The organism is Streptomyces sp. NPDC000878 (genome assembly GCF_053599695.1).
Genome location: NZ_JBSFMT010000058.1, coordinates 14214 through 25482 on the forward strand (window position 1 = coordinate 14214; position 11269 = coordinate 25482).

An 11269-nucleotide genomic window follows, 5' to 3' on the forward strand; every position below is an offset into this window, starting at 1 on the left:
CCCCAGTCCGTCCCCCCTGGTCCATCCCTCCCACTTTCCCTCCGTCGGGCGGTTTGATGCCAGCGGAAGGGTGATCGGGGAGCTGAGCCCCCGCACAGGAGCACGGCTACTGTTAGGGCCATGCGTCTTCACGTCGTCGACCACCCTCTGGTCGCTCACAAGCTCACCACGCTGCGCGACCAGCGCACCGACTCCGCGACCTTCCGCCGTCTCGCCGACGAGCTGGTCACCCTGCTCGCCTACGAGGCCACGCGCGACGTGCGGACCGAACAGGTCGACATCACGACGCCGGTCGCCTCGACCACGGGCGTCAAGCTGTCCCACCCGCGCCCGCTGGTCGTGCCGATCCTGCGGGCCGGTCTCGGCATGCTGGACGGCATGGTCCGGCTGCTGCCGACCGCCGAGGTGGGCTTCATGGGCATGGTGCGCGACGAGGAGACGCTCCAGGCGTCCACGTACGCGACCCGGATGCCGGAGGATCTCTCCGGTCGCCAGGTGTACGTCCTCGACCCGATGCTCGCCACCGGCGGCACTCTGGTCGCGGCGATCCATGAGCTGATCAAGCGCGGCGCCGACGACGTGACGGCCGTGGTCCTGCTGGCCGCCCCGGAGGGCGTCGAGGTCATGGAACGCGAGCTGGCGGGCACCCCGGTCACCGTAGTGACGGCCTCGATCGACGAGCGCCTCAACGAGCACGGCTACATCGTCCCGGGCCTGGGCGACGCAGGAGACCGCCTGTACGGCGCAGCCGAGTAGCCCCGAGCAGGAGCGCCCCAAAGGGGCGCGGGGAACTGCGCGACCAGCCACGACGGCGCCGCAGCCGGACGGACAACACATCGCCGGCTCGTTTCAGCGGAGTGTGCGTCTAGCAACCCTTCGGGGTGCTGGAGGGCGCCGGTGCGGGAGCGGTCAGCGCGGCCAGCGCCTGGTCGGCCTCCGACTTGTTCGTCAGCGCCGTGAACTTCGTCCCGATGAGCAGGTCGACCTCGGTCGCCGACGCCCGCGCGTCCGTCTTCAGCTGCGCGCCGGCAAGCTGGGTGCCGAGCACGGGCAGCGCGGCCTGGGCGGCCGACTTCGCGCCGAGCACTATTCCGGCGCCGGCGATCTTCTTGTCGTAGGCCTTGGTCGCGTTGCCGATGTCCCCGATGCGGAAACCACGCTTCTTCAGCTCGTCCGCCGCCTGTTTGGCGAGGCCGCTGCGGGGCGTGGCGTTCAGGACGTTGACGGTGATCTGGCCGGGCTTCAGCAGGGTCCTGGAGGCGGTCGTCGCCGTGGGCGAGGGGGTCGCCTTGGTGGCGCAGTCCGCCTTGGCGCCCGCTGCCGTTGCCTTGCTGCCGCCGCCGGTGAAGACGTCGATGAGCTGCAGGGTGCCCCAGCCGATCAGGCCGAGGGCGGCGACGGAGGCCACGAGTCCGAGCACGAATCTGCGGCGTCCCCGGGGTCGGCGCATCCGCGGGTACTTGTCCCCCGTGATGCGGTACTGGCCGCCCATTCCGGGGGGAGTCAGCATGCTCATGGGCGCAGCGTAGTGCGCCCGGACGGTGATGCCTACTAAATGATCATTGACCTGGCCCGGGTAGTACCCGAAAGGGCCAATAAGGCCAGTGAAAGAAGTGAAAGAGGGCCGGGAAGGGCCGTCAGTCCAGTTCCAGCACGCGGGCGTGCAGCACCTGGCGTTGCTGGAGGGCCGCCCGGACCGCGCGGTGCAGACCGTCTTCCAGATACAGGTCGCCCTGCCACTTCACGACATGCGCGAAGAGGTCGCCGTAGAACGTGGAGTCCTCGGCGAGCAGGGTTTCCAGGTCGAGCTGGCCCTTGGTCGTCACGAGCTGATCGAGGCGGACCGGGCGCGGCGCGACATCCGCCCACTGGCGGGTGCTTTCCCGGCCGTGGTCGGGGTACGGCCGGCCGTTTCCGATGCGCTTGAAGATCACACGGAAAGCCTACCGGTCCAGACGTTCCGGGCGCAGCTTCCCGGCTTGGGCTGTGCAAGGCAACTGCGTGCAGATCATGGCCAATATCGGTCAAAAGGGGTGGGTGTGATCTGGTTGCTGGCACATTCCCCCTATGGATGATCGAAAAACAGCTGTCGGGTATGTGCGGCAGAGTCTCGGCCGACCGGACAAGTCGTCCGGGTCCGTGCGGGCGCAGCTCACCGCGTGCCGCGCGGAGGCGATCGCGCGTGGCTACCGCTACGAGGGCGCGTACGTGGACGAGGCGGTTTCGGCGTACCGCGCGGATTCAGTCCGCCCGGAGTTCGAGCGCATGCTGGCCGATGTGCGGAACGGCCGCGCGGACGTGGTGGTCGTCAACTATCTGAGCCGTCTGACCCGGCAGGACGCGGATGCCGCCCGGTCTCTTGCCGCCGGACTCCACGGGCTCGGCGTAACGGTTGTCTCGGTGGCCGAAGGCGCTTACGGCCCCGGCGCTACGGAGGATTTGGTCCGACACCTGGAGGCGGCACATCAGGAGAGCGTGAACCGGGCGCGTCACGTGAGCGACACGAAGCGGGTCCTGCGGGAAGCAGGGTCATGGGTCGGCGGTGTGCCCCCTTTCGGATACGCGGTGACCGAGGCCCGCAGGGACGGACTGACGATTCGGCAACTGATCGTGGTGCCGGAGGAAGCCGAGGTCATTCGCGATGTCGTACGCCGGATCCTTGCCCACAAGGATGAAGAGGTGTCGGGCGGGGAACGTCACCCCGGCTCGCTGTCGGGCATCTGCGCGGAGCTGAACGCGGCGGGAGTGCGGACGAAGACCGCACGGCTCTCTGACAAGTGGCGTGCCGGAGGCTCCACCGCGGTGGAGGGCAGACGTGGGCCGTCACTCTGGGAGGTGTCCACGCTGAAACGGATCCTGAGGGATCCACGGCTGATCGGGCACGTGGTGGAGCCGGTCTACGGTCCGCAGTCGGCGGACGGCGCCAGGGCCCGGCGCTCTGTCGTCGGGTACCGCAGCCTCGTGGACCCGCAGACGCGGATGCCGGTGATGAGCCATGAGCCCGTCCTCGACATCGACGACTGGGAGCGGCTCCAGTCCTGGCTGGACACGAGAGGGCCGGGGACGGGCGGTCCGAGGTCTGCTTCTCTCCTGAGTGGACTGGGTGTCCTTCACTGCGTGTGCGGGGCGACCATGGTCAGCAACGGCACCGTGGGCGCCACCGCCTCGTACCGCTGCTCCCGGCCCAAAGGGGCGACGGGGGGACACCACGGAGGGAACAGCATCAAGCGCGCGCATCTTGAGGAGTACGTGGCCCGGCGAGTCCTCTCCGAGGTTGCTCGTGCCGACGGGGGGCAACCGGGAGCGGTGGAGCTTCTTGTCTCGGCCGGTACCCGATTCGGTTCGGCTGCAGATCTGCTGAGCAAGTCGAGAGCGTACGGGGCAGGCGGGTGGCCATCGGCACCGCTGACCGAGAAGCGTGACTTTCTGCGTTGTTTCGTCGACCGCATCGAGGTGGCCAAGGCGTTGGCGCGAGGCAACAAGTGGGAGCCGTACGACGCCGGTTGTCGAACGACTCTCACCTGGGCCGGGTCGCTGTCCCGTGGGTGACGGGGCAGGCGGCACGGCGGAGGCGGTAGCCACCGGGGTCCCGCCCCCGCCGTCCGGTCAGTGGCCCGGCTCCTTCGGGGTCTGCTGCGGCTTGGCTTCCTTCACCTGAGGTACCTGGGCTTTCGGTGCGTTGCGTACGGCCTCGGCGCGCAGCAGGGCGCGCAGGACCGCGTAGGGGTCGATCGCCATGACGGTGTTCCTGTCCTGTCCCGTATGTCGTACGGAGTGACTGACTGATGGACCGGGGAGCCGGTTCTGTCAGCAGCGCAGGACCACCGAGCGCGGGGCGCGCAGGGAAGGGGAGGCGGGCGGCGTGTGGGTCGGCAGGGGCCGGGCGGTGCGACCCGGGGCCGGGGCGGGTACGGGCCGCAGTGGTACGACGGAACGGCCGGTGCCCCGTGTCACCGGCCGCAGCACGGTGTCCAGGACGTCGTACTCGAAGACCGCCGAGCCGCTCTCGGCCGCCGCCACGGAGACGGGCACCGTCTGCGCGCCCGCGTGCCCGCCCGGCATGGACAGGGCGAGCAGCAGGACGAACGCCCGCAGCCAGGCACGCCGACGGGCGGGACCGAGGGCCTGCGGTGCGACGGTGCTCACGGGGTTTGTCTCCCGTGCGGAGTACGTCGTTCATCACCCCGGCGGGGAGAACCGCCCGCTCGGCCTACTTGCCGGAGGCTTTCGCCGCCTTGGCCGCCGCCTTCATCTCCTGCTTGTGGGCGCGCACCTTGGTCAGGGACTCGGGGCCGGTGATGTCGGCGACCGAGCGGAAGGACTTCGGTTCGCCGTAGGCGCCGGCCGCCTCGCGCCAGCCCTTGGGCTGGACACCGAGCTGCTTGCCGAGGAGGGCCAGGAAGATCTGGGCCTTCTGCTTGCCGAAGCCGGGCAGGTCGGTGAGGCGCTTGAGCAGTTCCTGGCCGGTCGCCGCGTCCCGCCAGACCCCCTCGGCGTCACCGTCGTAGTGCTCGACGAGGAACTGGCAGAGCTGCTGGATGCGCTTGGCCATCGAACCGGGGTAGCGGTGCACGGCCGGCTTGTCGGAGAGGAGCGCGGCGAAGGCCTCGGGGTCGTACGCCGCGATCTCGTGCGCGTCGAGATCGTCGGCGCCGAGACGCTGGGCGATGGTGGCCGGCCCTTTGAACGCCCACTCCATGGGCACTTGCTGGTCCAGCAGCATGCCGGTCAGCGCGGCGAGCGGGCTGCGGCCGAGGAGCGCGTCGGCCTCGGGGTCCTGGGCGAGGTGGAGAGTGACGTCCATGGTCCGATCATGCCCCGACGGTCGCCCGGCCGCGTGTGGGACATGGCTCCAAGGAGGGCCGGGCGACTCGTACGACGGTCAGAGGTATACGTACGGGCTGGTCAGGGACGTGCCGAAGAGGGCGTCCGACCAGCGGACCGTGATGCCGGTGTTCTTGCCGCACAGGGTGTGGGAGCCGCCCACGACCGGGCCGGAGGCCGAGCCGCGGGCGAGCCAGAAGCAGCCGTCGGTGTTCTCGCCGGGGATGCCGACGACCGTTTCCGCCCGGCCGTCGCGGTTCAGGTCGGTGAGGTGGACCGAGGTGCCGAAGTAGTCGTACGTCTCGGCGGTGTCGGGCACGCCCACCGTGTTCTCGGTGTAGCCGGCCGCCTTGGCCGTCGTCAGGCCCTTGGCGGAGCCGCGCAGGAGTACGGCCGTACCGGCGCCCGACTTGCCCGCGACGCCCTCGTTCGGGGAGCCGATCAGGACGTCGGCGTATCCGTCCTTGTTCACGTCGCCGATACTGAGGGACTGGCCGAACATGTCGGCGTTCTCGGCGCTGCCCGGGACGCCCGGGGTGTCCTGGTGGAAGACCTTCGGGCGCTGGGTGGTGGTGATGCCCTGGGCGCTGCCGTAGAGGACCTCGATCTCGCCGCCTCGGTGGGCGCCGCTCGTCGACGAGGAGAGGTAGTTGTCCATGGCGATGCCGGTGACCAGGTCGCCGTAGCCGTCGCCGTTGATGTCGCCGATGCGGCCGGTGTGGCCGTGGGCGTAGGGGAGTTTGAGCGCGGCGTTCTCCCAGGGGGCCGAGTCGATCGGCGGCCCTTGTTCGAGGTACACCGGGCCGCGGCTGTTGCCGTCCGTCGGCCCGGGCAGCCAGAACCGTTCTGCCCGGCCGTCGCCGTTGACGTCGCCCATCACCACGCCCCGGGCGTCGCCCAGGCGCCGGTCCAGATAGTTGGCCACCGCCTTCCCGGTGCGCTTGAAGGGGCCGGTGTAGGAGGTGGCCTCGCAGCGGGAGCCGATGGTGAGTTCGGGGGCGCCGTCGCCGTTCATGTCGCCGGTGGTGATGTTCGTGCCGAAGCCGCAGAACGTCCGGTCCGCGCCGTAGCCCGCGGGCGGGGTGATCTCCGCGCCGCCCTTGAGGCCGCCCTGGCCGCCCCACACGACGCTCACGGAGCCCCGCACGTTGTTGTTGCCGACGGCCTCGGACGGTGAGCCGATCAGCAGGTCGGCGTAGCCGTCGCGGTCGAGGTCGGCGGCGGTCACCGTCTCGCCGAAGCGGTCCCCCTGCTCGGGGTTGCCGGGGATTCCGGTGGTCGCCTGGGTGAGGACGGTCCGGCGGGTCACGCTCACCGTGGACTTCCCGCCCCACAGGACGACGACCGCACCGGCCGCCTCCACACCGCCGTTCGCCGCGCCCGGTGCGCCGATGGCCAGGTCACGGTAGCCGTCGCCGTTGAAGTCGTCCTGGACGGCGGCGGTGTTGGCGCCCTTGTACGGGGCGGCGGCCGACGCGGCCGTGGGGGTGAGCGTGGCGGCGACGGCTGTGGTCAGCACGGCTGTCGCCATGACGGCTCTGCGCAACGGAACTCCTTGGTGTGGACAGGCTCGAACACCAGTCGCCTCTTTGGACACAGGGGTCTCACGGAAGGTTGCGCACCGCCCGGGGCGTTCCCAGGTCGTTATGACAGCCGTTCGCCATGACAGCGGTTCGTTTCTACGGCCGCCAGTACCCCACATCGGGCTCGGGCGGCGGCGGGTCGTGGTCGATCCCGATGTGGGGAACGAGAAGGCCGTCGCCCGTTTTCTGCGGCAGGGGTTCGTCGCCGGGCCGGTTGTCGTCCTGCCCGAGATAGACCTGCCGCACGTGTATCTGCCCGAGAAGCGCGCCCAACTGGCGTTTCTTCCCCGGGAGGTAGCTTTTCCCGGGTGACTCCAGAGAACCCGGTGAACCCCGACGACCTGATCGCCCACTACGGCCTGGAGCCGATCCCGCGTGAGGGCGGGCTGTTCCGGCAGACGTGGGCGGGGCCCGCGCGCACCGACGGGCGGCCGGAGGGCACGTCCATCGTCGCGCTGCTGACCTCCGCGCCCGGCGACTTCTCCGCGCTGCACCGGCTGCCGTCGGACGAGATCTGGCACTTCTACCTCGGCGATCCACTGGAGATGCTGCTCCTCGCACCGGACGGGACGTCACGGGTGGTGGTGCTCGGGCCCGGTGTCCTACATGGGCAGGAGCCCCAGCTCACCGTGCCCGCCGGTACCTGGATGGGGGCGCGGGTCGTCGCGGGCGGCGCGTGGACCTTCTTCGGGTGCACGATGGCGCCCGGGTTCACGTACGAGGGGTACGGGCACGGGGATGGTGTTGAGCTGGCCGCGCGTTATCCGGCCGAGGCGGCTCGGATCGGGGCACTGTGTCGCCCATGAGACAGATGAACCTCTTGGAAGGCCAGGTCGCCCTTGTCACCGGCGGCGGTGGCGGGATCGGGCGCGGGATCGCGTCGCGGTTCGCGGCGGAGGGGGCCGCCGTCGCCGTGCACTGCCGGACGTCTGACGAGGGCGCGCGGGACGTGGTCGCGCGGATCGGGGCGTCGGGCGGGCGGGCCGTCGTACTGCGGGGTGATCTCAGTGACGAGGACGAGTGCCGGCGGGTGGTGCGGGAGGCCGCCGAGTGGGGTGGCGGGCGGCTGGACGCGCTGGTCAACAACGCCGGTGTGCAGCCGGTCCAGGAGCTGGCCGGGATGACGGTCGCGGACTGGCGGGCGGTCGTCGACACGAACGTTCTGAGTGTCTTCGCCTCTACGCAGGCCGCCGCGGAGGTCATGCGGGGGCAGGACGGAGGGGGGAGCGTCACGCACATCGCCTCCATCGAGGCCGCGCATCCGGCGCCCGGGCACGCCCACTACAGCGCCTCGAAGGCGGCGGTCGTGATGCACGCCCGGTCGGCGGCTCTTGAGTACGGGCCGTACGGCATCCGCGTCAACACCGTCTCGCCCGGGCTCGTCGACCGGGAGGGGCTGGCGGACGACTGGCCGGACGGGGTGCGGCGCTGGCAACAGGCGGTGCCCGTAGGGAGGTTGGGGCGGGCCGAGGACATCGGCGACGCGTGCGTGTTCCTCGCCTCGCGGCTGGCGTCCTGGGTCAGCGGGCACGACCTGGTCGTGGACGGAGGGATGTCCGCGCGTCCCACGTGGTGAAGGCCACGGCGAATCCCGTGTCGGGCCGGTGAGCGGGGCGTCAGGATCGTCCGTACGTATACGAGAGCCGGATTGTCCCGGAGACGGAGAAGGTACGTGGGCCGACTACGGAACGAAGGGCGCGATGACCGACGAGCCGCAGGGGGCGAACACCCAGGGATCGACGGGTTCAACGGGTTCGACGGATTCAACAGAAGCGGACTCCGGGGACTCAGGGGACTCCGGGGCGCCCGGGGACTTCAAAGGGTGGTGCTGCTGGGCACCATGCTGGTCCTGTTCCTCCTCGTCGGCGGGGCGGGTACCGCGTCCGCGCACGCCGCTCTCCGAGACAGCGACCCCCGTGACGGAAGCGTCCTCGAGTCCGCGCCCCGACAGGTCACCCTGAGCTTCACCGAGGCCGTCGGGCTGCTCGACGACTCCTTCCGCGTCTTCGACCCCGACAGCCGGCGCGTGAGCACCGGCGAGGCCGAGCATGTGAAGGGGCGTTCCGACGCGGTGCGGGTGAGCCTGCCCGAGGGGCTCGGCGAGGGCACGTTCACCGTGGCCTGGCGGGTCGTCTCGGCGGACAGCCACCCCATCTCGGGCGCCTTCACCTTCTCCATCGGCGAGCCCTCCGCGACCCCGGCCACGATCGACACCGGCCCCGCCGAGAACGCGGCCACCAGCGCCCTCTACGACATCGTCCGCTATCTGGCGTACGCGGCCCTGGCGCTCCTCGTCGGCACGGTTGTCTTCGTTCTCCTCTGCCGCCCCTCCACCACGGCCCCCCTGCGCAAACTGGTCCTGACGGGCTGGTGGACCCTCCTCGTGTCCAGCGTCGCGCTGCTTCTGCTGCGCGGTCCGTACGAGGCGGGCACCGCCCCGGCCACCGCCTTCGACCTGTCGACCCTGGAACGGACCGCGAGCAGCAGGCCGGGTCTGGCACTCCTGGCCCGGATCGCCCTGCTGGCGGCGACGGCCGTACTGATGGCGGTGGTTGTACGTCGACGACAGCGTGACGGGGACAGTGGCAAACCGGCCCTCCTTGCCGCCGGGGGCGCGCTCGCCGTCGGTCTCACGCTGACCTGGGCCGCCGCCGAACACGCGTCGGCCGGTATCCAGGTGCCGGTCGCGATGACGTCCTCGGTGCTGCATCTGCTCGCCATGGCAGCCTGGCTGGGCGGCCTCGCGGCCCTCCTCACCAGCCTTCAGGCGGCGGAGCCGCTCCCCGCGTCCAGCGTCGCCCGCTTCTCCAAGCTGGCCTTCGCCTCCGTGACCGTCCTGACCGTCACCGGCGTCTACCAGTCCTGGCGCGGCCTCGGCTCCTGGGACGCGTTCACCGGTACGTCGTACGGCCGCATCCTGACCGCCAAGCTGTGCGCGGTGGTGTTCCTGCTGGTGGCGGCCGGGTTCTCGCGGCGCTGGACGGGGCAGTTGCTGGTGCCGGAGGCGGCGGAGGTCTCCGAGGCGAAGGTCGTGGAACGGGTGCCGGAGACGGTGGGGGGTCCGGCGACGACGGTGAGCGCGGGTGACGGTGACGCTTCCGGCGACGGGGCATCCGACGACGTACGCCCGGAGAGTTCCTCCTCCCCGTCTCCCTCCGACTCCTACCGTCGTCGGCTTCGCGGCTCCGTACTGGCCGAAGTGGCCGTCGGGGTAGCAGTGTTGGTGATCACGACGATCCTGACGGCGACCCTGCCGGGGCGCGCCGCCGCCGAGGCTGCGGAGGCCGCTCAGGACGCGCCCGTGCCCGGGGTGATCAGCGCGTCCACGACGACGATCCCCTTCGACGTCGGTACGCCGGGCGGGCACGGCAAGGTGCAGGTCACCCTCGAACCGGCCCGGGTCGGCGAGAACAGTGTGCAGGCTGTGGTGTTCGGGCCCGACGACGGTTTCGCGATCGTCCCCGAACTCCGGATCTCCTTCTCCCTTCCCAGCAAGGACATCGGCCCGCTCAACGCCGAGGTCACCGACCAGGGCGGCTACTGGGGCACCAACACCCTTCAGCTGCCGATCGCCGGCACCTGGACGATGAAGGTGACGATCCGGACCTCGGACGTGGACCAGGTGAGCGTGTCCCGGAAGGTGAAGATCAGTCCCTGACCTGGGCAAGGTGGTTGGCGAGGGTCGTGACCGACGTGAGGATCTCGGCCGGTGGCCGCGCCAGGTCGACCGCGTGGGTGGTGAGGGTGATGCCGGCGTTGCGGATCGGGTGGGGGACGGGGGCGTCGCCCCGCTGGGCCGCGTAGACGAGGTGGCCGTGCGGGAGGGCCAACGCCGTGCAGTAGCTGAGCAGTTGGTACAGGTGCTCGTGGGGCGGCGGTTCGGCGCCGAGGTCGCGGTACTTGGCGTCGACGACGGTCAGGGGGCGTCCGGCGCGGTAGAGGACCAGGTCCGGGATGATCCGGACGCGGGAGCCGAGGTCCAGGTGGTGGCGCCGGTCCTGGCGGGCGACGCGTATCCGGTGGGGGACCAGGGCGGCCGTCAGCGTCTCGGTGAGGAACCGTTCGAAGACCCGGGCCAGGTCGAGGACGAAGCCGTCGGTCGTCACGGGGGCGGGGCCGCTGTGCGGGGTGATGCCGCGGTCGGTGAGGATCAGCTCCGCCAGGCGCAGGGCGGGCGCGTAACGGGAGTTGAGGCGGGTCGGCGTCCAGGCGGGGAGCGGGGCGCCCGGGCGCAGCGGGGTGACCTCGGGGAGGCGTCCGGCCAGGTGGCGCAGGGTGCGGCGGGCCGTCTCCGTGACTCCGGGGAGGCGTTCCAGGCGGTGCAGCGCGGCGAGCAGGACGCGGTTCTCCGCGATGTCGGCCGTGAAGTCGTCGTAGCGGACGGCCACGGGGAGCGGGAGTCCCGTCCGGCGCAGCTGGTCGGCGGTGCGTATCCGGCCGCGTACGACGGGGAGTTCGTCGTCGGTGACGCGGTAGCCGTGCAGGACGCCGGGGTCGAGGGCGCGACGGGCGGCGCGGGCGTAGGCGTCGGCGAGGGCGGGGAGCAGGGCGTCGTCGGACGCGGATGCGGTGACCGGCTGGTCCTGCCAGGGGGTGCCCGGGGCGTGGGTGAGGAGGAACAGCAGCTGGGAGACGGGGAGTTTGGGGCGGATACGGAGTTCGACGGTGCCGTCGCCGCGTCCGAGCCGGACCAGGCCGACGCGTTGCCGGCCCGACACACGCCAGAGCCCGCCCGCGGCCGGGGTGAGCCGCACGAGGTCCGGGCGGGCGATCAGGGTGGCGACCTGGGCGGGGCGCAGGGCGACCTGGACACCGCGGCCGGTCTCGGTGAGGGAGATGGGGGCGATCGTGACGGTCACCGG

General features: G+C 71.1%; 12 protein-coding genes and 1 pseudogene. 6 read left to right on the forward strand and 7 right to left on the reverse strand.

Features of this window, described 5'->3' with window-relative positions; translation table 11 throughout:
- Window positions 1–120 precede the first annotated feature (120 nt).
- On the forward strand, window positions 121–756 hold the full coding sequence (gene upp, locus ACWDR4_RS36135) for a uracil phosphoribosyltransferase (protein WP_450414754.1): 636 nt from the start codon (window positions 121–123) through the stop codon (window positions 754–756).
- Between the two features lie 109 nt (window positions 757–865).
- Here the strand turns inward: upp and ACWDR4_RS36140 are convergent, their stop codons facing one another.
- Both ACWDR4_RS36140 and ACWDR4_RS36145 read right to left on the reverse strand, forming a co-directional pair.
- Window positions 866–1492 carry a LytR C-terminal domain-containing protein gene (locus ACWDR4_RS36140; protein ID WP_450414814.1) on the reverse strand — a complete coding sequence of 209 codons (627 nt, stop codon included), beginning with the start codon at window positions 1490–1492 and terminating at the stop codon, window positions 866–868.
- Window positions 1493–1637: 145 nt separating this feature from the next.
- Window positions 1638–1934, reverse strand: a complete 297-nt coding sequence (locus tag ACWDR4_RS36145; RefSeq protein ID WP_003999914.1) for a type II toxin-antitoxin system VapB family antitoxin — start codon at window positions 1932–1934, stop codon at window positions 1638–1640.
- Between the two features lie 133 nt (window positions 1935–2067).
- Between ACWDR4_RS36145 and ACWDR4_RS36150 the strand changes: the two genes are divergently transcribed.
- On the forward strand, window positions 2068–3549 hold the full coding sequence (locus ACWDR4_RS36150) for a recombinase family protein (RefSeq protein WP_450414756.1): 1482 nt from the start codon (window positions 2068–2070) through the stop codon (window positions 3547–3549).
- A 57-nt stretch (window positions 3550–3606) separates the two neighbouring features.
- On the opposite strand, the gene ACWDR4_RS36155 is transcribed toward ACWDR4_RS36150, so the two are convergent.
- From ACWDR4_RS36155 to ACWDR4_RS36170, 4 genes are all read right to left on the reverse strand, one after another.
- The gene (locus ACWDR4_RS36155; protein ID WP_450414757.1) at window positions 3607–3738 is read right to left on the reverse strand and encodes a hypothetical protein; all 132 of its coding nucleotides are present in this window, start codon (window positions 3736–3738) and stop codon (window positions 3607–3609) included.
- A 69-nt stretch (window positions 3739–3807) separates the two neighbouring features.
- Window positions 3808–4146, reverse strand: a complete 339-nt coding sequence (locus ACWDR4_RS36160; RefSeq protein ID WP_450414758.1) for a hypothetical protein — start codon at window positions 4144–4146, stop codon at window positions 3808–3810.
- Window positions 4147–4210: 64 nt separating this feature from the next.
- On the reverse strand, window positions 4211–4804 hold the full coding sequence (locus ACWDR4_RS36165) for an HhH-GPD-type base excision DNA repair protein (protein ID WP_450414760.1): 594 nt from the start codon (window positions 4802–4804) through the stop codon (window positions 4211–4213).
- Window positions 4805–4882: 78 nt separating this feature from the next.
- Window positions 4883–6370 (reverse strand): FG-GAP-like repeat-containing protein, encoded by a 1488-nt coding sequence (locus ACWDR4_RS36170; protein ID WP_450414761.1) that lies wholly within the window; start codon window positions 6368–6370, stop codon window positions 4883–4885.
- 157 nt (window positions 6371–6527) lie between these two features.
- On the opposite strand from ACWDR4_RS36170, the pseudogene ACWDR4_RS36175 reads away from it, so the two are divergent.
- The 4 genes and pseudogenes from ACWDR4_RS36175 to ACWDR4_RS36190 form a co-directional block, all read left to right on the forward strand.
- Window positions 6528–6719, forward strand: a pseudogene (locus tag ACWDR4_RS36175) (GNAT family N-acetyltransferase); the annotation flags it as partial.
- A 14-nt stretch (window positions 6720–6733) separates the two neighbouring features.
- Window positions 6734–7213: a cupin domain-containing protein gene (locus ACWDR4_RS36180; RefSeq protein ID WP_450414815.1), complete on the forward strand. Its 480-nt coding sequence runs from the start codon at window positions 6734–6736 to the stop codon at window positions 7211–7213.
- A 5-nt stretch (window positions 7214–7218) separates the two neighbouring features.
- Window positions 7219–7983, forward strand: a complete 765-nt coding sequence (locus tag ACWDR4_RS36185) for an SDR family NAD(P)-dependent oxidoreductase (RefSeq protein ID WP_450414816.1) — start codon at window positions 7219–7221, stop codon at window positions 7981–7983.
- Between the two features lie 249 nt (window positions 7984–8232).
- Window positions 8233–10065, forward strand: coding sequence for a copper resistance CopC/CopD family protein (locus ACWDR4_RS36190; RefSeq protein ID WP_450414817.1), 1833 nt, complete (start codon window positions 8233–8235; stop codon window positions 10063–10065).
- On the opposite strand, the gene ACWDR4_RS36195 is transcribed toward ACWDR4_RS36190, so the two are convergent.
- Window positions 10055–11266, reverse strand: coding sequence for an McrC family protein (locus ACWDR4_RS36195; protein WP_450414762.1), 1212 nt, complete (start codon window positions 11264–11266; stop codon window positions 10055–10057). The genes ACWDR4_RS36190 and ACWDR4_RS36195 overlap by 11 nt on opposite strands.
- Between the last annotated feature and the right edge of the window lie 3 nt (window positions 11267–11269).

Bases quoted from the DNA above. Each gene is read 5' to 3' on its own strand.
- upp (WP_450414754.1), top strand. From the start codon at position 121: ATGCGTCTTCACGTCGTCGACCACCCTCTGGTCGCTCACAAGCTCACC.
- ACWDR4_RS36185 (WP_450414816.1), top strand. From the start codon at position 7,219: ATGAACCTCTTGGAAGGCCAGGTCGCCCTTGTCACCGGCGGCGGTGGC.
- ACWDR4_RS36150 (WP_450414756.1), top strand. From the start codon at position 2,068: ATGGATGATCGAAAAACAGCTGTCGGGTATGTGCGGCAGAGTCTCGGC.
- ACWDR4_RS36140 (WP_450414814.1), bottom strand. From the start codon at position 1,492: ATGGGCGGCCAGTACCGCATCACGGGGGACAAGTACCCGCGGATGCGC.
- ACWDR4_RS36155 (WP_450414757.1), bottom strand. From the start codon at position 3,738: ATGGCGATCGACCCCTACGCGGTCCTGCGCGCCCTGCTGCGCGCCGAG.
- ACWDR4_RS36165 (WP_450414760.1), bottom strand. From the start codon at position 4,804: ATGGACGTCACTCTCCACCTCGCCCAGGACCCCGAGGCCGACGCGCTC.